This is a genomic window from Tardiphaga sp. P9-11 (genome assembly GCF_008329525.1).
GTDB lineage: Bacteria > Pseudomonadota > Alphaproteobacteria > Rhizobiales > Xanthobacteraceae > Tardiphaga.
Genome location: NZ_NPKQ01000001.1, coordinates 841,614 through 862,155, shown reverse-complemented (window position 1 = coordinate 862,155; position 20,542 = coordinate 841,614). Strand labels below are relative to the sequence as shown.

Here is a 20,542-nt window from a genome sequence, read left to right as displayed (position 1 = left end):
TTCATTTTTCAAGCCCCCGACAAGGTATTTCCGCACAAAGGCATTGCCATGAAAAATATACTGCAGGATGCCGGCCCATCGATGGTCAAGATTCCGGTCGTCGGACCTCGCGTTGTCGAACCCGGTGTCGGTCGACCCGGCGCCCGTGGACCAAGCCTACTTGTATCCGGCTTGCTCGGACTTGGCTTGCTCACATTAGTGACCAGTCTCACGTCGCCTGCCGTAGCGGCGAAAGGCCCGAAATGCGATTGGGAGCAGGAGGCCGCCTATGTGCGGGCGACGACCCGCATCGCCGAAGCCGACATTGAGACCCCCGATCCGCCGCCGGCGACGACGACCTATGCGCCGACACTCACCCAGGGCTGCGGATTGAGGACCGAGCTGGTCGATACGCTGGGCGCAGGCATCGTGCGCATCGGCCTCCCCAACGGCAGCTCCGCCAATTTCTATCCGATCCTGACAACGGACAAAATCGATGGCGAATGGCGTTGCAATAAGGTGAAGGTCCGCACCGCCTGCGTCGTCAAATCGGAAGTCAGCGGTGACGCGACGCTCGTAACGATGCGCGTGGACATGACCCGCAATGCGAGCGAAGAAATCCTGAAGGTTGACAAGAATGGAGACGTGACGTCGCCGCAGAGCGGCAAGTATTTTGCGCTGCTTCCACGACGGCGGATCGATCGCTACGGTCGCAAGCGCGATGAAGGCGCGATCGCGCTGCAACGCGCCGGCGCGATCACGTGCGGTCGCGGCGCTACCTGTCGCAACAAGAAGATTGTCGCCGCCGAGAAATCGCTCCTGACGGCGCTGCGGCAGCATCGGCTTGGCGCACTCCCCGTCGCTGACCGCCGCGAGGATATCCGCGGCTTTCTGACGACATTCCACGATCTGACGCTTGGGCAGAAGGCGCTACACCGCGCGATCATGCTCAACGAAATCAGCGTGGCCGACGCTGCGGTGCCGGATAACAAGTTCATCTACGCGTCGCCCTTTGAACTGGTTGACGCTGTGCTGTGGAACAGCGCTCCCAGCTATGGCGCACATCAGATCGACATCGGCTCCAACGATGGCGACGATCTGGGGCCGTTCCGGACGTCGTTGACACGCGTCCTCGCCAGACATGATGCGGGAACGCTGAGCGCGATCCGTGACCGCCCCGCCGGCGGCAAGACCGTGCGTCCCCTTGAGACCTGGGGACGGGTCTATTCGATAGCGACCTGGGGCGATTTCTATCGTGTCTCGGACGAACTGACCAAGGATCTGCGATCGTCGCAGGGCCGGGCAGAATATGCCGGACTGTATCGCAAGTTCCTCAACACCAGCACGGGCTGCATGGCCGTGCTGCGATCCCGCGGTGGCGTCTTCGCGAAAAGCTCGTTCGCCCAGCTCTATGTGATGGACGTTGCCAACCAGAAAGGGTCGACAGCGGCCCTCAAACTTGCGCGCTACGCCCAGTCACTCGCACGCTCGCAATCTGTCGAGGATATCGAGAAAGCCATGATCCAGCGCATTCTCGACGCCAGTTCAGGCAGCGACCATGCCGTCGACGTCAGGCGGCGGTCGGCCAATGTCACGGCAATCGGCAAGCTATTTCCCGACCTCGGTGGCGCCCTGCCCGCAACCTGCGACGTTGCAGCCTATGGGAGCATCGAGAAAATCTAGCAGGTTCCTGTCCGCACGCCGGGATGCACGACAGCCGAATCAGGGTTAGACGTGCAGAGATGATGACGTCCCCCGCCGCGATTCGCTATTCCGACAGCATGCCGACAGCGCTTTCCGTGCTGCATTCGGTGTTCGGCCTGCCGGGTTTTCGCGGCGCACAGGAAGATATCGTCCGCCATGTGACCGATGGCGGTAATTGCCTCGTCCTGATGCCCACCGGCGGGGGCAAATCGCTTTGCTACCAGCTGCCGGCCCTGCTGCGCCCGGGCTGCGGTATTGTCGTCTCTCCGCTGATCGCACTGATGCGCGACCAGGTCGCCGGTCTGTTAGAGGCGGGCGTCAAGGCGGCGGTGCTGAACTCCACCCTGTCATGGGACGAAGCCAACGAGGTCGAGCGGCAACTGCTCGCCGGCGAACTGGACCTTCTCTACGTCGCACCGGAACGTTTGGTCACACCGCGCTGCCTCGCCATGCTCGGCCGCGCCCGGATCGCCCTGTTCGCCATCGACGAGGCGCATTGCGTCTCGCAGTGGGGCCACGATTTCCGGCCGGAATATATCGGCCTCTCGGTGATCGCCGAACGGTTTCCAAATATCCCGCGCATTGCGCTGACCGCCACCGCCGACGACCTCACCCGTCAGGAGATCGTGCAGCGGCTGGGACTCACAGACGCGCCGAGCTTCGTTGCCAGCTTCGATCGTCCCAACATCAAATACGAGATCGTCGACAAGACCAATGCGCAGAAGCAACTGCAGTCTTTCATCAGCGACCGGCATTCCGGCGAAGCCGGCGTAGTCTATTGCCTGTCGCGCGCCAAGGTCGAGGACACCGCTGCGGCGCTGAACAAGGCCGGCATCTTCGCGCTGCCCTATCATGCCGGACTCGACGCGCGCTTGCGCGAGGCCAATCAGGACCGCTTCATCAATGAAGACGGCGTGGTGATCGTCGCCACCGTCGCCTTCGGCATGGGCATCGACAAGCCCGACGTGCGCTTCGTCTGCCATCTCGACCTGCCGAAAAGCATCGAGGCCTATTATCAGGAGACCGGCCGCGCCGGCCGTGACGGCAAACCGTCCAATGCCTGGATGGCCTATGGCCTCTCTGACATCGTGCAGCAGCGCCGTATGATCGACGAATCCACCGGCTCCGAAACTTTCAAGCGCGTCTCGATCGGCAAGCTCGATGCACTGGTCGGCCTAGCCGAGACCGTCGATTGCCGGCGCACACGGCTGCTGGGTTATTTCGGCGAAGAGGTCACTTTCGGCAAGGAAGGCTTGGGCATCCGCTGCGGCAATTGCGATAATTGCCTGACGCCGCCGAAGGTCTGGAACGGAAGCGTCGCCGCGCAGAAGCTGCTGTCCTGCGCCTATCGCACCGGGCAGCGTTTCGGCGCCATGCATCTGGTGGACGTGCTGATCGGCCACCTCACCGACAAGGTCAAGCAATTCGGTCACGACCAGCTCTCCGTATTCGGCATCGGTGGCGAACTCACCGAGAAGCAATGGCGCGCGGTGATGCGGCAACTGGTGGCGCGCGGCTATCTCTATGCGGATGCCGATGCGTTCAACGCGCTGAAGCTCACGGAGGATGCCCGCCCCGTACTCAAGGGCGAGATCGAACTGATGTTCCGTGAGGAAACCGGCGGCACCGGCCGCGCCCCGCGCAGCAAATCCCGCCGCGGCGATCTCGCGGCGGCGCGCAGCGACAATGCCAATCCCGACCTACTCGACGTGCTCCGCGCCTGGCGCTCCGAAGTGGCAAAGAAACGCAACGTCCCGGCCTATGTCGTGCTGCACGACGCCACCATCGACGGCATTGCCAGCGCGCATCCGACCACGCTCAGCCAGCTCCGCGAGATCCCGGGGATCGGTGACAAGAAGCTGGAGCATTACGGCGACGAGATCCTCGCTTTGGTGAATGCGACGCCGGGACGATAGGGACGGTTCTGAGCTCAGAGCACAGACTTCTCCGGCCACGAAAGGCCAACCGACCCGAATGCGGGTGATCGAAGCCATCGATTTCTATCGGGCGGGCTTGTAACCCTTGATGACGGACTCCGACTTCTTCAGGGCGGCCACAAGTTCCGCCCCGGTCATCAATGCGGTCGTATGGCTGGACTTGATTGCACCACCGGCCGCAATCGCGACGGCGATGGCCGCCATGCTCTCGATATCCGGCACATCGGCGATCAACATCACGTCATATTCGCCCAGGCAATACCAGCCACCGATCAATTGTCCTCCTACGACCTCCGTCGTCTGCCGTCCAACGGATTCAACGCGGTTTTGCGGATTCTTCATTTGCGCGGCCCATGATTCCGGCGTGTAGGCAGCCTGATACATATAGAGCGGCATGTTCAACCTCCGTCAGTCGAGATTGTCCTGACCTTTCACCGGAAGAAGAGCGCGAGCTTCGCCATTTTCACGGCACGGCCCAACGTTATTCGCGCGATGATGCCGGCGGCGATCTGCATGCTGGCGCCGATTGCCCAGCTCACACAGATGATGCCAGCCGTGCGGGCACCCATGGCTTCATTGAGAATAATACTGGAGACTGACGTGATCGCCGTCACCGACGTTATGAAGGTACCGGCCGCAGTGAGCAGCTCCACCATATCCGCACTGTTGCCCAGCCCGCGCCATATCGGCCGACGCGTGCGGTAATCGGGAGGAAGCTGGGGCAGATCGATCCCCAGATAGAAGCCGACAGCCCCGTAAATGATCATGGCGAGCACGGCTTCACCCGAACCAATGAGGTCGATGAAGCGACTGGCCTCGGCAACGAACAACCCGCAGGCAGCCCCGAGCAAAGCGAGTCCGATCCGTTCGAGGACGTGCGCCAACCTGCTGAGGGGCGAGCGGCTGTGCCATGATGTGCTGGGCTTGATGATCATTCTGATCCTCGTCTGCCCATGATCTTCACGGGGGGAGGTTTTAGGTCCGCGCCCCGCAATGACAAGCAGTAGTACTTACCTAAATCCATTGGGCTGACGACCCTTGATTTCGGTGAAGTGAAAATATGTATTCGCATTCTCGCGGCGCTTGCGCGTCCGAGTTGTGCGCATTCCTTCCCGCCCCCTTGTGAGAGGGCTTGCGGAACGCCGGGTGCCCGATGCCCCCTTGGGCCTGATACCGATGCGGTACTCCGCAAGAGTGTGCATCAGGACTTTCGGAGTCACCGGGATCAACCCGGCGTTCCGCATATGGTGTTTTGTCGGCATATCGATGCCTGCCCACACTCGTCATTCCCCGGCATTGAAGAATACGTGTGACGCAAATGCCGCCAAAGGCGCCAAAAAACGCCGCATCCGTAAGTAGCCGGTTACGCGACGAAACAAATCTCTGCACCCACGAAACAATTTTCCACACGGACGCCATCGGCTGGAAACCGGCCGGGATTACACCTCCATGCAACAAGTAGCCGCGTAGACGGCAGGAGGCCGCCATGAACCATTCGATCCACAGCGCAGACCGCAGCACGCATCTGAAGATCGTCGTTGTCGCCCTGGTTGCCGGCATCGCGGTCGCTGGTTTCGGCATCGCCGCCCGCACGGGCACTAGCGACAGCACCCAGACGGCGCGCGTCATCAAAGCCGGCCAACCGACCGCGCTCACCAGCTCGAACACGACGGCGGTTCGCTGATTGCCGCATCAGGACACCGGACCGGTTTGACCTCAATCAGCGTGATGTGCCGGTGCCCCCCGGATCAGCGGCATGCGCCCGGTGATCCCGGCGCACCGCGCGATTCAACCCTGGCACCCTCGACAGTCCCTCTGCACTGCCATAGTAAATTCTGAGCGAAACCTTGGGCGCATCGACGCGCCGAAGATGCAGGACAGACCGTTGACTGTAACAGATGTGACGCCGGGTGCAGGCGAAGCCAACAGCACCATTCGTCAGGCTTCCGCGACGAGCCACCAGACTGCAACCGACGCGATCATCAACTCCTATGCCGGCCGATCGATGCCCATCGATCATCTGCGAACCTTCGTCACGCCCGAGATGAATTTCGCGACGCGCATCATCAAGGCGGGCGCACCGGTGCGGCCGCTGACTTACGGCAAGCGCGCGCTGCCAGACTTTCCGATCATCTCCACCGCCGGCACCTTCGACATCTACGACTATGTCTCGCGCAACCGCGTCGCCGGACTTCTGGTGATGAAGGACGACGAGGTGCTGCTTGAACATTACGACCTCGGCATCGATGCCGGTACGCGCTGGCTGTCGATGTCGATGGCGAAGTCCTTCAGCAGCACGCTGGTGGGCGCCGCCATCCAGGACGGCTACATCAAGAGCGTCGACGATCTGCTGACCAGGTATCTTCCGGAATTTTCCGGCACCGCCTTCGAGGGCGTCAGCGTGAAGACGCTGATGCAGATGACGTCGGGTCTGCGCTGGAGTGACGACCAGACCGATGCGAATTCCGAGCGCCGCAAGATGCTCGCATTGCAGGTCGGGCAAGAGCCCGGCGCCGTCATGCGCTACATGGCTGAGCGCCCGCGCGCCGCGGCGCCCGGCACGCAATGGACCTATTCGACCGGCGATACCCATGTGGTCGGCGCACTGGTGAAGGCCGCCACCGGCAAATGGCTGAGCGATTACCTGTCCGAGAAAATCTGGTCGAAGCTCGGCATGGAGCAGGACGGCGCGTGGTGGCTGGAAGCACCGGGCGGGTTAGAGGTCGCTGGCAGCGGCATGTTTGCCACCCTGCGTGACTATACCAGGTTCGGCCGGTTCATTCTCAACGACGGCGTGATTGACGGTGAACGCGTGCTGCCGGAAGGCTGGGTGCGCGAGGCCGGCGCGGCTCGGCAGATCAACGGCCAGCGCGTCGATTACGGCTATATGTGGTGGATCGTGCCAGCGCCCGACGGCACGCTCGATGACGGCGCCTTCGTCGCGCGCGGCATTTTCGGCCAGATGCTGTACATCAACCCGAAGCAGCGCGTGATCTGTGTGGTCCTGAGCGCACGCTCGAAGCCGACGACGCTGAACGCGCCGATTCTGGACAATGATTTCTTCAATGCGGTGGTGACGGCGCTGGCGTAATCGCGCGACCGCTAGACTTGATGCGCAAAATCCGACGGGGTCAGTTCGATCGGCTGGCCATGCGGTGTGCGATCGGCGGCGTGATCCCAGGCATCGCGGTAGCGATGCAGCGCATCCGCCGTCGTCACACCCTTCTCGGCGATCAGGTTTTCCAGCGTCGCCAGCCAGTGCCGGTAATAGGTCTCGCCGGTGTCGGCATCGCCAGCAGCCTGGGCGCGCTTGATCTCCGCCGCCAGCGCCGCAGCCCATTCCGTCCAGGTGAACACGCCGCGCTCATGCAGTGTCACAGCCATGGCAAAGGCCTGGGCCTCCCACGGCTCGCGAAACACCGGACCCTCGGCGTCACAGGGGATGCTCGGGATTTCGACCGTCGCACGCGTTGCAGCTTGAGTATTGGTCGTCATCACACCGGCTCCAGGCATCCTGCCGAATCCTACACCGACGCGCGCATCACGCAAATGCCGCTGCGTGACGCGCATGGCAGGTGTCTAATTCCTGTCCTGCGAGAAAAATTCGAACATAAAGCGCGATATACGGCACGTTGCTCCGTCTGCAGGCTCACACTGCACAATCTGCGATCTTGCTCCGCTCAATATTTTTGGCGTACCCGTCGCGGCAATGGATCCCGCGAATAAAAGGTAGACTTAAGATGGAAAAGCCAAGCCTCATCCTGACCGGAGGACGCGTGTTCTGTGGTCTCAACGAGGGCTTTGTCGAAGCCATCGCGATCGCATCGGGACGCGTGCTGGCGACCGGTTCTGCCGAAAAGATCGCCGAGCTTGCAGGACCGGATACGCGCATCATCGAACTCGCCGGTCGCACCGCCATCCCGGGCCTGAACGATGCGCATATGCATCTGCTGCCGCTCGGCCTGACCATGACTGAGATCAATCTGCGGCCGGAGACCGGCGCCAACAGCATCGGCGAGATCCTGCGCCGCGTCGCCGAGAAGGCCAAGACCGCCAAGCCCGGCGAATGGATCAATGGCCGCGGCTATGACCATTACGAGCTCGCGGAAAAGCGTCATCCCACCGCGGAAGAGCTCGACCAGGTCGCGCCGAACAATCCGGTCTATCTCAAGCGGACCTGCGGCCATGTCGCCGTCATCAATACACAGGCGATGCGTGCAGCCGGCATCGGCCATAACACGCCGCAGCCCGACGGCGGCATGATCGAACGCCGCGACAACAAGCTGACAGGCCTGCTGGCCGAACGGGCTTTGCGCCTGATCGTCGATGCCGCGCCGAAACCAAGCGCCGAGCGCTTGCGAGACGCGATCGATAGCGCCGGCCGCTTCATGCTCTCGCAAGGCTTCACCAGCGTGATGGACGCCGCGGTCGGCATGACCGCGGGTATGGCTGAGATCGAGGCCTATGAAGACATGGCCAGGGACGGCTCGCTGCCGCTGCGCACATGGGTCTGCATCTACGGCAACACCGATGGCATCGGCGATCAGGCACATGCTGCCGGCTATCGCTTCGGCCGCGAGGTCGGCATGCTGCGCTACGGCGCGATGAAAGTGTTCGGCGACGGCAGCGCCGGCGGCCTCACCGCCGCGATGTCAGAGCCCTATCTCGTTGGCGATCCCGACAACCGCGGCATCTTCTGCTACACCGACAAGGAAATGCACGACTATCTCGCGCATTATCATGGCCTCGGCTACCAGCTCGCGATCCACGCCATCGGCGATGCCGCCATCGAGCAGGTGCTGTCAGGTATCGAGAAGACCAGCACGGCGGACAATCCGATCCTCGGCCGTCGCCATCGCATCGAACATTGCGGCTTCCTGAGCGATAGCCAGATCACACGCATGGCAGCCTCAGGCATCGATCCGGTACCGCAGCCGGTCTTTATGTATGAGTTCGGCGAACTCTACATCACCAATCTCGGCCAGGCCCGCACCGACGTCGCCTATCCCATGCGCAAGTGGTTCGACGCCGGTCTGCGTCCGGCAGCAAGCTCCGACGCGCCGGTGTCCACCACCGACCCGTTCAAGAACCTGTTCACGATGACGACGCGCAAGTCGAATCGCCATACGGTGCTGGGCGAAGGGCAGAAGCTGTCGATGGAAGAGGCCATCCACGCCTACACTTACTTCGGCGCCTATACGCAATTCGCCGAAGATCGCATGGGCCGCCTCATTCCGGGCCAGCTCGCGGATATCGCCGTGCTCAGCCACGACGTCTTCACCTGCGCGCCCGAGGAAGTCGAGAAAGACACGCGCTGCGACCTCACCATTCTCGGTGGCGACGTTGTCTTCGACAGATTGGGTCAGATCGCGGTCGCAGCCGAATAAGAGGAGCGCGAGATGCTTCGCCTTGCAAGCGGGCGTATCTCGACATCAAGCTGAAGTGCCAACGCATACGGGGGATATCGCCATGACAATCACGGTCATCCGCAACGCCGACTATGTCGTAGCATGGGACGCTGCGCAAAACAGCCACACCTATGTCATAGGCGGTGACGTCGCCTTCGATGATGGCAAGATCGTCTTTGCCGGCCGCGACTATCAGGGCGAGGCCTTTGATACCATCGATGGCCGCGGCTTCATGGTGATGCCCGGCCTCGTGGATATTCACTCGCACCCTTCCAGCGAACCGCTCAATAAGGGCTTCCTCGACGAGATCGGCTCGCCGGGGCTCTATAATTCGTCACTTTACGAATACATGCCGATCCTGCGCCCGGATCCGGAAGGCGCGCCGGATTGCGTCCGCGTCGCCTATTCGGAACTGCTGCTCTCCGGCGTGACCACCGTCGCAGATCTTTCGATTGCGCATCCGCAATGGCTTGATCTCGCCGCCGAGAGCGGGTTGCGCGTCTGCCTCGCGCCGATGTTCCGCTCGGCGCGCTGGTTTACGCCGAACGGCACGCTGGTCGACTATGAATGGAACGAGAAGGCCGGCGAAGATGCCATGATGCATGCCTTCTCGGTCATCGACGACGCGGAGGCGCATCCGTCAGGCCGACTTTCGGGCATGATGTGTCCGGCGCAGATCGACACCTGTACGCCGGCATTGATGCGCGACAGCTATGCCGAAGCCAAACGCCGCGGCATTCCGTGGCAGACCCATGCCGGCCAGTCCGTGTCGGAATTCCACGAGATCGTCCGCCGTCATGGCGTGACGCCGATCCAGTGGCTCGGCGAACTCGGCGTGCTCGGCCCGACCACGCTGGTCGGCCACACCATCTTCGTCGACGATCATCCGCTGACGCCGTGGCACACGAGGCGCGATCTCGCGCTGCTGGAGGAGACCGGGACGACCGTCGCGCATTGCCCGACCGTCTTTATGCGCCGCGGCATCGCGCTGCGCGACGTCGGCCGCTACAAGGCCGCCGGCATTTCAGTGGCGATCGGCACCGACACCTATCCGCACAACATGATCGAGGAAATGCGCAACGTCACCATGACCTCCCGGCTCATGGCCGGGCATCCGCGCGGACTGAACTCGACCGGGCTGTTCGAGGCCGCCACCACGGTCGGCGCCAAGGCGCTCGGCCGCAACGACATCGGCAAACTCGAAGCTGGCTGCAAGGCAGACCTCGTGATGGTCGATGTCACGCATCCGATGATGCAGCCACATCGCGACCCCATCCGCAGCATGATCTATGCCGCCGCCGAACGCGCCGTGCGTCACGTCTATGTCGACGGGCAGCACGTGGTGAAGGACGGCGTGGTGCAGACTTTCGATTATCCGGCCGCCGCCTTGAAGGTCCACGAAGCGCAGATCCGCGCCGAGGAACGCGTGCCCGGTCTCGACTGGGCCAAGCGCAAGCTGACGGACATCTCGCCGCTGTCGTTCCCGCTGGCCTGACAGGGCGCGCAAGTTTCAGTCTTCAGCGCTTTGCAACCGACACATTTTCGACCGAACCCGCAACGCGAGTGGCCTATATAAGAGATCCCGCAGCGCTGCTGCCTAAACCGCAAGCGGAGGCGCGATCTCGCTGGCAGAGAGAGTGACCAAATCTCTCTGTCGCGTCCTCGATCGCATACGTTCGCCGACGCTCAAGGAATAGGTGCATTAGGGGCATAAGCCGTACACGGCCCTTCGCCGGTTCGCCCAAATTCGCATTGGCCATCGCCCGAATATGGGCTGGCGTATGGGCCGGAATCGTTCGACGGAAGGTTCATCGTCACATATTCACTTCACTCGAATATGACCCAGCGCTGACCCGATACTGCGTGCAGCTTCCATAACGTGCACGGAATATTCCTTGATCTGCTTCCGCTTGACCCGGATGTCCGGGCCAGACATGCCGATGGCCCCGACGAGTTCGCCGGAGCGTCCGACGATGGCGCAAGCGCAGGCAGCGATACCTTCCCGCCATTCGCCATGCAGCACTGACGAATAGCCTTGTGCCCGTGCAGCATGGATATCTTCGCGCAACTCCTCGATGGTCGTTCGCGTCGTATCCGTATAACGCTTGAGATGCGGGCGAAAGCTCTCCAGATACTCGTCTGGCATTTGCGCGAGCATCGCCTTCCCGGTTGCCATGGTGAATGCGGGTGCGCGCATGCCGACGCTGGTATGCGCGCGGATATGATGCGCGCTTTCAATCTTGTCCACATAGATAACGTCGGTGCCCTCGAGGACCGATAGATGAACGGTCTCTCCGGTAACTTCGGCCAGCACCGTCATCGCCGGGCGTGCGATACGGATGAGATCCATGCGCTGAATGACCTGGTTGCCGATCACCCATAGCTTGGTTGTGAGTTCGTAGGTGCTATGCGGCGGAATCTGGCGAACGTACCCCTGCGATTGCAGCGTCGCCAGCAGTCGATGCACATTGCTCTTGGTGAATTTCAGCTCATTGGCGAGATCGGTGACCCCACGCGGCTGCTCGCTCATCGCGAGCGCCTCAAGGAGCCTCAGTCCCTTGATAAATGCCTTGTCCATTCAAGCGGCCAATGTGGGGGAGTTCCCTGTTGCTAACAGACCGGCGGCTCCGGGCCGCCGGTCTCATTGTTGTATGGCTCGATTTACTGGGCAAGCAGCGCGTTCAGCTTTTCCTGCGCATATTCTTCATTGGTGGAATTGCCCGCAGGCGATGGCGCCCCCCAGAAGTCCGGGCTCCATTCGATCGCCTTGGAGATGTTCTCAGGATTGTTCGCCCAATAGCGTGCGATGTTCTTGTCGGTCGCCGCATCGAACACGACCTTCGAAGGAAGCGCGACCGGGAAGGTGGAGGTCAGCTGGGCCGCGCGCTTGGGGTCCAGACGCCAAGATAGCAGCTTGAGCGCGTTGTCATAGTTCGGAGCGCCCTTCGGGATCGAGAAGAAGTCGTAATAGACGAAGCCCTGATTGAAGGTAAGATCAATCGGAGCGCCTTCCAGTGCCAGTTTGCTCATCGAGCCCGTATAAGCCTGGCACATATCGGCTTCGCCATCGAGGAGCAGCTGCGGCGGCTGTGCGGCGGTGGTCCACCATTTGACGATATGCGGCTTGATCTCCTTGATCTTCTTGAGCGCGCGCTCCATGTCGATCGGATACAGCTTGCTCTTGTCAACACCGTCGGCCATCAGCGCGGCCTCGAAGGTGAAGCGCGGCCAGGCTGGCATACAGCGGCGCCCCGGAAACTTCTTCACGTCCCAGAAATCGGCCCAGTTCTGCGGTGCCTTGTCGCCTTTGAACTTGTCCTTGTTGTAGACGAGGCCGACGCCGATCACCTGCAGCGCGACGCCCTTCTTGCGCTTCAGATTGTCCGGCATCGCCGCCAGAGTCTTCTGCGCGGATTCCGACAGTTTGGAATAGTCGATGTCAGCCAGGCAGCAGTCGCCAAGCAGCTTGGTTTCCTGATCGAAGATGAAGGTCAGATCCCACTGCGCTTTGCCGGCTTCGCCCTGCGCCTTGATGCGCGGACCGCTACGTGCTTCCTGCACGGTAACGACCTTGATGCCGGTTTCCTTCTCGAACGGATCGTACATCACCTTGCGCAGCGCATCGCCATAGCCGCCGCCTGGATCCTGCATGATGACGACATTGCTCTGGGCAACGGCCAAACCCGTCCCCATCGCGATGAACGCCGCCGAAGCCAAGGCCGGCAGCCTGAAGCGTTTCATTCCCAGCATAGTGTGTTTCCTCCTGTTTGATCGTTTGTTATCAGGTCGCTTTTTGCGACGTTGCGAGCGCTGGCCGGGCGAGGAACAGTCCTCCCACGACCAGCAGCACTTCGAGCGTGGACACGACAGCCAGTACCGGGTTGAGCCGGTAATTGATGTCGCCCCACAGCATCAACGGAAGCGTCTTCAGCTGCGCGCTCGACAGGAACAGGGTCAGCACCAGTTCGTCGAACGAATGCAGGAACGCGAAGAAGGTCGCGGCCGCAAGGCCCGGCATAATGGCCGGCAGCGTGACCAGCCGCAGCACCGTCAGTGACGATGCACCGTGGACGGAAGCGGCCTGTTCGAGCCGCGAGTCCACACCCTGCAGCGCGGCCGACAGGATCACCACCACGATCGGCAGTCCGCCGATCGCATGCGCCGCCGCCAGACCGAACACCGAGCCGACCAGATCGAACTTCAGGAAAAGCGTGTAGAGCGACAGGCCTAGCACCACCGGTGGCACGATGATCGGGCTGACCAGCAGCAGCATGATCGCGGATTTGCCGCGCACGTTACCCCTGACGATGCCGAGCGCCGCACATGTGCCGAGACCGACCGCAATGAAGGCCGAGACTGCCGCGATCAGCGCGGATGTCCAGAATGCGCGCATCCAGTTGGTGTCGGAGAAGAACTGCTCGTACCAGCGCAACGAGAAGCCCGGCGGGGGGAAGGTCAGATAGCTGGCGCTGCTGAACGAGATGATCATGACGACGACGATGGGCAGGATCAGGACCGCGACCACCAGGCCACCCATCAGGCGGACAGTCCATGTGCCGCAACTGGCCGGCAGCATGCCGAACAGCCGGAGCAGCGGCCAGCCGATAGCGTCGGCGAATGCGCTGCCGAAGCTGCGACGTGCAGTGCCAGACGTTGCCGCTGGCACGGCCTTCCCTGCTGTCGTCTCGGTGAGCTTGCGCCCGCCCCAGATGAATTCCAGACCGAGGAAACGTCCGGCAATGGCGACCACAAGCAGCGTGATCAGCAGCAGCACGACGCCGAGCGCCTGAAGGAAGCCTTCCGACGTCACCGAGTCCGCCTGCTGCGTAATATGCATGGCGAACATCTGGTCACCCGGCCCACCGAGCAGCGTCGGCGTGATGAAGAAGCCGATCGCGGCGACAAACACCAGCAGAAAGCCGGCGCCGATACCGGGCAGCGTCAACGGAAGCAGTACCCGCCAGAACACGGCGATGGGGCCGGCGCCGCTGGCCAGCGCCGCGCGGGTCAGGCCGGGATCCAGCCGCGACACGCTCGAATAGATGGTCAACACCATCAACGGCAGCAGCACAGCCGTCATGCCAAGCAGCACGGTGCCGCGGTGAAATAGCAGCTGGACCGGCTCACTCAGGATGCCGATCGAAACCAGGAACTTGTTCACCGGGCCGTTGCGGCCGAGCAGCACCATCCAGGCATAGGTGCGGATCAGGATCGCGATGAAGTATGGCAGCACGATCGCGGTGGCGATCAGAGCACGGGTAATGCCGCGGGTGCGATGGATGAGCAGCGCGGTAGGATAGCCGAACAAAAGGCACAGGAATGCGACCGTGACCGAGATTTGCATGGTCCGGACCAGCGATTCCCAATACAGCGGCACGGCAAAAACACGTTGGAAATAGGTCAGCCAGCTCGGCCCGCTGATGCTGATACGGACAAGATCGATCAGCGGCAGCAGATAGATGAACGACAGGAATGCGACCGCCGGTAACAGCAAGAGCGCGGGGTTCTTGAGCTTCATGGCCAGACTGGAACTGGCCTGATGCCGCGGCTCCTCGGACAGCGAGATCGTCGTCATGTCAGCACCCAGCAGTCTTCCGAGCCCCAGCTCACATGCAGGCAGTCGCCGACATTGGGCAGCGGCCGCCTGGCGGTGTCGGTACAACGAATCAGCAGCGTGTCGCCGCCGTCCATCTGCGCCTCAATGCGCAGGATCTCGCCGAGGAAGATCGCCGACGTCACAGTCACCGGCGTCGAGCTTCCGGTCGGCTCATTGGCAATCGCGATGCGCTCGGGCCGCACCAGCACGGTGACGCGGCCGACATCGATCGCGTCACGGCTCTCGGCATCGAACACATAGCCGGCGCGGTTCTTCAGCGTCACGGTGGTGCCGCGCTTCTGCATGATCTCGGCTTCGATCAGATTGCTCTCGCCGACAAACGACGCCACGAAACGATTGGACGGGTGGCGATAGATGTCGAGCGGGCGGCCGATCTGCACGATCTTGCCGGCATCCAGCACGGCGATGCGGTCGCTCATGGTGAGCGCTTCGCCCTGATCATGCGTCACGAACAGGATCGTGCTGCCGATCGTCTGGTGCAGATCGCGGATTTCGATCTGGATCGATTCGCGCAGCCGGCGGTCGAGCGCGCTGAGCGGCTCGTCCATCAGCACGACCTTCGGCCGCATCACGATGGCGCGCGCAATGGCGACGCGCTGCTGCTGTCCGCCGGACATTTCCGACGGCGATTTGTTCGCATGATCCGACAGGCGCATGATTTCCAGCGTCTCGGCGACGCGCCGCTCGGTGGTAGCGCGATCGACGCCGGCCATGCGCAGCGGGAACGCGACATTCTGTGTCACCGTCATGTTGGGAAACAGCGCATAGCTCTGGAACACCATGCCGAATCCGCGCTTATGCGTGGGCACGTTGTGCACCGGCTTGCCGTCCACAAGAATCTCGCCGCCGTCGAGACTCTGGAAACCGGCCAGCAGGTTCAGCAATGTGGTCTTGCCGCTTCCGGATGGGCCGAGCAGCGTAATGAATTCGCCCGGCTCGATATCGAGGTTAATGCGATCGACGGCACGGAACTGGCCGTACCGTTTCTCGGCCCCCCGGACCGCGATGCTCGAGCCGATGACCTGGCTCGCGCGCGTGCCGCGCGCCTGCGATGTTGCAACACCCGCGCCGCCGGAAATTCCCGCGCGAAGAGCCAATGGCTCAGCCATCCTCGATCTCCCTATTCGTTCTATATTATGGAACGTTATTCCAATTATTGTTGGCATAGCGCGTGGCCTTGTCAAGTGAACGGGTGGCGCAGCGAAGTGCAAACTCTGTCGGGATGCCCACCGACTGGCTGTCGATGCTGCTCCCAAAGCATCTTCCGGCGCAAACTCATTGACAGCCACACGAACTCCCGACTAATTTTATTTAGAACCACGTTCTATAATGCAGAACAATAAGATTGGGAGGCGAATTGTGGTGAGCAATCTTCGCGCGCTGGCGGAGTATGTCGAGCCGGGAGTCCGGTTGGCACTACCCGTCGATTATGCCGGGGTTTCGATGGTGATGACGCGCGCGATCATCGAGCGCAACACCTGCAATCTCGATCTTGTCTGTGTGCCAACCGGCGGCCTTCAGGTTGACCAGCTTATCGGCACAGGTCTGGTGCGGTCGGTCGAGACCAGCGCGGTGTCGCTCGGCGAAGCTGGTGGCGCGCCACGCTTCAACGCATCCGTCAAGGACGGCGCAATCGAACTGAAGGACGCCACCTGCCCTGCCATCCATGCAGGCCTGATGGCCGCGCAGAAAGGCAGCCCGTTCATGCCGATGCGCGGGCTGATCGGCAGTGACCTGCTTCGCCATCGCGACGACTGGCGCGTCATCGACAATCCTCTGGCAGGTGGCGGCGATCCCATCGTGCTCATTCCAGCCATCAAACCCGACGTCACGATCTTTCACGCACCGATGGCCGACCGTTTCGGCAATGTATGGATCGGGCGACGCCGCGAACTCGCCGCGATGGCCTATGCATCGGCCACCACGCTTGTCACTGTCGAGCGTATCGTGGACGAAAGCCTGCTCGCCAATGAAATGAGCGCGGCGGGCGTACTGCCGGCGCTCTATGTCACCGAAGTCGCCGTTGCGCCGAAGGGCGCGTGGCCCTACGGCCTGTGGGGCGAATATCCGACCGACACGGCCGAGATCCTGCGCTATGCGCGCGCCGCGCGCAGCGCCGAGGGTTTTGCCGACTACATGGCGAATGCGCAGATGGAGCCCGCATGATGAGCGAGGTTCACCCGCGCGAGATCCTGATCTGCACCATCGCGAAACTGCTCGACGGCGTCCGCCATGTCGCTGTCGGTGCGTCCTCGCCGCTCCCCGCGGCCGGCGCCATGCTGCTGCGGGCGCTGAAGCAGCAGGCCGGCGAGAAAGGCCCGCGCATCTCGATCCTCGGATCGGTGGAGCACAATTTCTTCACCAATGGCTCGGCCGAACTGTTCGATTGCGCCGGCCAGGGCCGCATCGATGCCTTCTTCCTCGGAGGCGGCCAGATCGACGGCCGCGGCAATGTCAATCTGGTGGGCACCGGCGATTATCCGCAGACGCAGGTGCGATGGCCCGGCTCGTTCGGATCGGCCTATCTGTATTACGTCGTGCCGCGCGTGATCTTGTTTCGCGAGGAGCACACGCCGCGCGCTTTGGTCGAGAAGGTGGATTTCATCAGCACGCCCGGCGTCAGCGACGACGGCGTTTACCGCAGTGGCGGCCCGATCGCGCTGTTGACCGGCAAGGCACTGTTTCGCTTCGACAAGACGCGTCCAGGCTTCGACCTGCAGAGCGTCCATCCCGGCAATAACCTCGCGGACATCAAGGCCGCTACCGGCTTCCAGTTCGCCCATGACAGCAACCCGGAACAGACCGCGCTGCCGGATCCGCTGACCCTCGCTTTGCTGCGTGGCCGCGTTTATGACGAAGTCGCGGAGACCTATCCGGACTTCGCCGCCCAGATGCGGCGCGAGATCGAACGGCCGCTGTGCCATGCATCCTGACAGGACTGGCGAGCAACGATACGGAGACGACGCGTGAGCGAGATCAAGCGGATCCAGCATTGCAGCCACTGGGGCGCCTATACGATCCTTGTGCAGGACGAACGGATCGTCGGCATCGAGCCGTTCGCCCATGATCCTGCCCCCTCGCCGATCATCCATTCGGTACCGGAATGGGCCAATCCTGAACGCCGCACTCTGCGTCCGATGGTGCGCAAAGGCTGGCTCGAGAAGCGTGAACACAGCGACCGGCGCAAGCGCGGCGAGGAGAAATTCGTACCTGTCAGTTGGGACGAAGCGACGACGCTGGTAGCCGACGAAATCCGCCGCGTCTCCAGCACCCATGGCAATGCGTCGATCTTTGCGGGTTCATATGGCTGGACCAATTCGGGCCGCCTGCATCACGCGTCGTCTTTGCTCAAGCGCATGCTCAATCTGGCCGGCGGCTTCACCCGGCATGTGGACACATATTCCATTGCTGCCGGGCCGGTGATCCTGCGCCATACGTTGGGGAGCTCGGATGCCTGCGATGGCCAGGCCAATACGCTCGACACCATCGCCGAACACACCGAGACGCTGGTGGTGTTTGGCGCGCTGTCACCGCGCACCGCGCAGACCGAAGCCGGCGGCATCGGCGCTCATCGCCTCGAAACCTATCTCAGGAAAATCGCCGACCGCGGCATCCGCATCGTTCACGTCTCGCCGCTGAAGGACGATATGCCGGATTGGGTCGATGCCGAATGGTGGCCGATCCGCCCGAACACTGATGCGGCGCTGATGCTGGGCCTCGCCGGCGAGATCGTGAAGGCTGACCGCCACGCCCGGGATTTCCTGGATCGCTGCACCAGCGGCGCCGGGCAACTGCTCGACTATCTCGATGGCTCGTCCGATGGCGTCCGCAAGGATGCAGCCTGGGCCGCGGAGATCTGCGGGCTCGATGCCGAGGGCATCCGCCAGCTCGCGCGGCGCCTCGTCGATACCCGCAGCATGCTGACCGTGAGCTGGAGCCTGCAGCGCGCGCATCATGGCGAGCAGCCGTTCTGGGCAGCGCTCGGCCTCGCCTCCATCATCGGCCAGATCGGGCTGCCGGGCGGTGGTGTGGGCTACGGCTATGCCTCGCTCGGCGGCGTCGGCTCGCCGTTCAATCTCGGCAAGTCCCCGGCCATCTCGCATCTCACGCGCCCGATCGACAGTTTCATCCCGGTGGCGCGCATCAGCGACATGCTGCTCAATCCCGGCGCAACCTTCACCTATGAGGGCGAGACGCGAACCTATCCGGATACAAGGCTGGTCTACTGGGCCGGCGGCAATCCCTATCATCACCATCAGGATCTCAACCGGCTGTCCGAAGCCTGGACGCGGCCCGAGACCATCATCGTCCAGGATCCGATGTTCACCGCGACGGCGCAGCGCGCCGATATCGTACTGCCGGCGACCACATCGATCGAACGCAACGACCTTGCCGGCAACAGGCGCTCCGACTTCATCATCGCGATGAAGCAGGCCATCAAGCCGGTCGGAGACTCGCTGCCCGACTTCGAGATTTTCAACCGCATCGCCGGCAAGCTTGGCGTCGCCGACCGCTTCAACGAAGGCCGCGACGAAATGGGCTGGGTGCGCCATCTCTATGAAGAGAGCCGCAAGGACGCCTCCGAGCGCCTCGGCTTCGAGATGCCGGACTTCGACACATTCTGGCACGACGGCTACGCGCGCTGTCCGGTGCGCGCCAATCACACTTTCCTGGCCGATTTCCGCATCGATCCCGAGGCGCATGCGCTCAAGACCGAAAGCGGCAAGATCGTGCTCGGCAGCGAGACCCTCGCCCGGCTCGGTTATGCCGATTGTCCGTCGCATCCGGCCTGGGTTGAACCGGCGGAATGGCTCGGCAACGGCAGCGATGCGTCCGACTTGCACATGATCTCGCATCAGCCGGCCGGCCGGCTGCACAGCCAGATCGAAACCGGCGTCGCCAGCGTGGCCAACAAGCGCAACGGCCGCGAACAGGCACGGCTGCATCCCGACGACGCTGCGGCGCGCGGCATCAGCGACGGACAGACCATCCGCATCTGGAATACACGCGGCGCCTGTCTCGCCACCGCCGATGTCACCGACAGCGTGCGCTCCGGCGTGCTGGTGCTGCCGACCGGCGCCTGGTTCACCCCGCGCGCCGAGACCGGTCTCGAAGTCGCCGGCAATCCGAACGTGCTCACGCTCGACATCGGCACCTCGCAATTCGGCCAGGGCTGCTCGGCACATACATGCCTGGTCCGCGCCGAACCCCATATTGCAGATCAACGTGACGCTTTTGAAGAATACCAGGACAGACTGGTTGCACTCGCGACCGCCTGAGAGGAAACAGAAACCATGACCACCCCAGCCATCAGCCGCTTCCCCGTCCCCGAAATCTCCAGCCTGCCGGATGACATCCGCACGCGCATCCTCGCGGTGCAGGAAAAGTCCGGCTTCGTGCCCAACGTGTTCCTGACGCTGGCGTATCGGCCCGAGGAATTCCGCGCCTTCTTCGCCTATCACGATGCGCTGATGGACAAGCCAGGCCCGATCACCAAGGCCGAGCGCGAGATGATCGTGGTGGCCACCAGCAATGCCAACCAGTGCCAGTATTGCGTGGTGGCGCATGGGGCCATCCTGCGCATCCGCGCCAAGAACCCGCTGATTGCCGACCAGATCGCGGTGAACTATCGCAAGGCCGACATCACGCCGCGACAGCGCGCGATGCTCGATTTCGCCATGAAGGTCTCGATGCAGGCTTACGAAGTCGGCGATGCCGATATCGAGGCGCTGAAGCGCCACGACTTCACGGAGGACGACGTCTGGGATATCGCTGCCATCGCCGCCTTCTTCGGCATGTCGAACCGATTGGCGAATGTCACCAGCATGCGACCGAACGACGAGTTCTTCGCCATGGGGCGCTGACGCGCCTCGCACCGCATAGAGCGATCACCCGCA

17 protein-coding genes are annotated in these 20,542 nt (G+C 62.5%); 10 read left to right on the top strand and 7 right to left on the bottom strand.

The annotated features are described in order from the left end of the window. The first annotated feature begins 48 nt into the window (after positions 1–48). Complete coding sequence (locus tag CIW50_RS03970) at positions 49–1,662, top strand: hypothetical protein (RefSeq protein WP_149529932.1); 1,614 nt, start codon at positions 49–51, stop codon at positions 1,660–1,662. 59 nt (positions 1,663–1,721) lie between these two features. Then, positions 1,722–3,599 (top strand): DNA helicase RecQ, encoded by a 1,878-nt coding sequence (gene recQ, locus CIW50_RS03965; protein ID WP_502707355.1) that lies wholly within the window; start codon positions 1,722–1,724, stop codon positions 3,597–3,599. A gap of 84 nt (positions 3,600–3,683) precedes the next feature. On the opposite strand, the gene CIW50_RS03960 is transcribed toward recQ, so the two are convergent. Beyond that, positions 3,684–4,016 carry a GYD domain-containing protein gene (locus CIW50_RS03960; RefSeq protein WP_149529931.1) on the bottom strand — a complete coding sequence of 111 codons (333 nt, stop codon included), beginning with the start codon at positions 4,014–4,016 and terminating at the stop codon, positions 3,684–3,686. Positions 4,017–4,051: 35 nt separating this feature from the next. Beyond that, entirely contained in the window at positions 4,052–4,555 is a 504-nt protein-coding gene (locus CIW50_RS03955) for a hypothetical protein (protein WP_149529930.1), read from the bottom strand. 551 nt (positions 4,556–5,106) lie between these two features. On the opposite strand from CIW50_RS03955, the gene CIW50_RS03950 reads away from it, so the two are divergent. Further along, positions 5,107–5,304, top strand: a complete 198-nt coding sequence (locus CIW50_RS03950; RefSeq protein ID WP_149529929.1) for a hypothetical protein — start codon at positions 5,107–5,109, stop codon at positions 5,302–5,304. A gap of 201 nt (positions 5,305–5,505) precedes the next feature. After that, positions 5,506–6,711, top strand: a complete 1,206-nt coding sequence (locus CIW50_RS03945; RefSeq protein WP_197738347.1) for a serine hydrolase domain-containing protein — start codon at positions 5,506–5,508, stop codon at positions 6,709–6,711. An 11-nt stretch (positions 6,712–6,722) separates the two neighbouring features. Here the strand turns inward: CIW50_RS03945 and CIW50_RS03940 are convergent, their stop codons facing one another. After that, positions 6,723–7,115, bottom strand: coding sequence for a nitrile hydratase accessory protein (locus CIW50_RS03940; protein WP_149529927.1), 393 nt, complete (start codon positions 7,113–7,115; stop codon positions 6,723–6,725). Between the two features lie 245 nt (positions 7,116–7,360). Here CIW50_RS03940 and CIW50_RS03935 point away from each other — a divergent pair, with 245 nt between their 5' ends. Next, positions 7,361–9,007, top strand: a complete 1,647-nt coding sequence (locus CIW50_RS03935; protein WP_149529926.1) for an amidohydrolase — start codon at positions 7,361–7,363, stop codon at positions 9,005–9,007. A gap of 82 nt (positions 9,008–9,089) precedes the next feature. Continuing rightward, a complete protein-coding gene (locus CIW50_RS03930) occupies positions 9,090–10,523 on the top strand; it encodes an amidohydrolase family protein (protein ID WP_149529925.1) in 1,434 nt (477 codons plus the stop codon). Between the two features lie 327 nt (positions 10,524–10,850). On the opposite strand, the gene CIW50_RS03925 is transcribed toward CIW50_RS03930, so the two are convergent. The 4 genes from CIW50_RS03925 to CIW50_RS03910 all read right to left on the bottom strand — a co-directional run bounded on the left by CIW50_RS03925 (position 10,851) and on the right by CIW50_RS03910 (position 15,754). Continuing rightward, positions 10,851–11,606, bottom strand: coding sequence for an IclR family transcriptional regulator (locus CIW50_RS03925; RefSeq protein ID WP_149529924.1), 756 nt, complete (start codon positions 11,604–11,606; stop codon positions 10,851–10,853). Between the two features lie 83 nt (positions 11,607–11,689). Further along, entirely contained in the window at positions 11,690–12,778 is a 1,089-nt protein-coding gene (locus CIW50_RS03920; protein ID WP_149529923.1) for an extracellular solute-binding protein, read from the bottom strand. A 31-nt stretch (positions 12,779–12,809) separates the two neighbouring features. Further along, positions 12,810–14,603, bottom strand: a complete 1,794-nt coding sequence (locus tag CIW50_RS03915) for an ABC transporter permease subunit (RefSeq protein ID WP_172980207.1) — start codon at positions 14,601–14,603, stop codon at positions 12,810–12,812. Next, entirely contained in the window at positions 14,600–15,754 is a 1,155-nt protein-coding gene (locus tag CIW50_RS03910) for an ABC transporter ATP-binding protein (RefSeq protein ID WP_149529922.1), read from the bottom strand. The genes CIW50_RS03915 and CIW50_RS03910 overlap by 4 nt, the downstream gene beginning before the upstream one ends. Positions 15,755–15,974: 220 nt before the next feature. On the opposite strand from CIW50_RS03910, the gene CIW50_RS03905 reads away from it, so the two are divergent. From CIW50_RS03905 to CIW50_RS03890, 4 genes are read left to right on the top strand one after another with little or no spacing between them, the layout of a single operon-like run. Next, positions 15,975–16,811: a CoA transferase subunit A gene (locus CIW50_RS03905; RefSeq protein ID WP_197738346.1), complete on the top strand. Its 837-nt coding sequence runs from the start codon at positions 15,975–15,977 to the stop codon at positions 16,809–16,811. Continuing rightward, on the top strand, positions 16,811–17,578 hold the full coding sequence (locus CIW50_RS03900; RefSeq protein ID WP_149529920.1) for a CoA transferase: 768 nt from the start codon (positions 16,811–16,813) through the stop codon (positions 17,576–17,578). Before CIW50_RS03905 ends, CIW50_RS03900 begins: the two co-directional genes overlap by 1 nt. Positions 17,579–17,611: 33 nt before the next feature. Continuing rightward, positions 17,612–19,924 (top strand): molybdopterin-dependent oxidoreductase, encoded by a 2,313-nt coding sequence (locus tag CIW50_RS03895; RefSeq protein ID WP_149529919.1) that lies wholly within the window; start codon positions 17,612–17,614, stop codon positions 19,922–19,924. Between the two features lie 15 nt (positions 19,925–19,939). Beyond that, on the top strand, positions 19,940–20,509 hold the full coding sequence (locus CIW50_RS03890) for a peroxidase-related enzyme (protein ID WP_149529918.1): 570 nt from the start codon (positions 19,940–19,942) through the stop codon (positions 20,507–20,509). Positions 20,510–20,542: the final 33 nt, after the last annotated feature.

What these genes read in the sequence shown, in the direction of transcription:
- CIW50_RS03925 (WP_149529924.1), bottom strand. Translation starts at nt 11,606, where the DNA reads ATGGACAAGGCATTTATCAAGGGACTGAGGCTCCTTGAGGCGCTCGCG.
- CIW50_RS03940 (WP_149529927.1), bottom strand. Translation starts at nt 7,115, where the DNA reads ATGACGACCAATACTCAAGCTGCAACGCGTGCGACGGTCGAAATCCCG.
- recQ (WP_502707355.1), top strand. Translation starts at nt 1,722, where the DNA reads ATGATGACGTCCCCCGCCGCGATTCGCTATTCCGACAGCATGCCGACA.
- CIW50_RS03955 (WP_149529930.1), bottom strand. Translation starts at nt 4,555, where the DNA reads ATGATCATCAAGCCCAGCACATCATGGCACAGCCGCTCGCCCCTCAGC.
- CIW50_RS03915 (WP_172980207.1), bottom strand. Translation starts at nt 14,603, where the DNA reads ATGACGACGATCTCGCTGTCCGAGGAGCCGCGGCATCAGGCCAGTTCC.
- CIW50_RS03935 (WP_149529926.1), top strand. Translation starts at nt 7,361, where the DNA reads ATGGAAAAGCCAAGCCTCATCCTGACCGGAGGACGCGTGTTCTGTGGT.
- CIW50_RS03930 (WP_149529925.1), top strand. Translation starts at nt 9,090, where the DNA reads ATGACAATCACGGTCATCCGCAACGCCGACTATGTCGTAGCATGGGAC.
- CIW50_RS03960 (WP_149529931.1), bottom strand. Translation starts at nt 4,016, where the DNA reads ATGCCGCTCTATATGTATCAGGCTGCCTACACGCCGGAATCATGGGCC.
- CIW50_RS03890 (WP_149529918.1), top strand. Translation starts at nt 19,940, where the DNA reads ATGACCACCCCAGCCATCAGCCGCTTCCCCGTCCCCGAAATCTCCAGC.
- CIW50_RS03920 (WP_149529923.1), bottom strand. Translation starts at nt 12,778, where the DNA reads ATGCTGGGAATGAAACGCTTCAGGCTGCCGGCCTTGGCTTCGGCGGCG.
- CIW50_RS03970 (WP_149529932.1), top strand. Translation starts at nt 49, where the DNA reads ATGAAAAATATACTGCAGGATGCCGGCCCATCGATGGTCAAGATTCCG.
- CIW50_RS03905 (WP_197738346.1), top strand. Translation starts at nt 15,975, where the DNA reads ATGCAGAACAATAAGATTGGGAGGCGAATTGTGGTGAGCAATCTTCGC.
- CIW50_RS03950 (WP_149529929.1), top strand. Translation starts at nt 5,107, where the DNA reads ATGAACCATTCGATCCACAGCGCAGACCGCAGCACGCATCTGAAGATC.
- CIW50_RS03900 (WP_149529920.1), top strand. Translation starts at nt 16,811, where the DNA reads ATGAGCGAGGTTCACCCGCGCGAGATCCTGATCTGCACCATCGCGAAA.
- CIW50_RS03910 (WP_149529922.1), bottom strand. Translation starts at nt 15,754, where the DNA reads ATGGCTGAGCCATTGGCTCTTCGCGCGGGAATTTCCGGCGGCGCGGGT.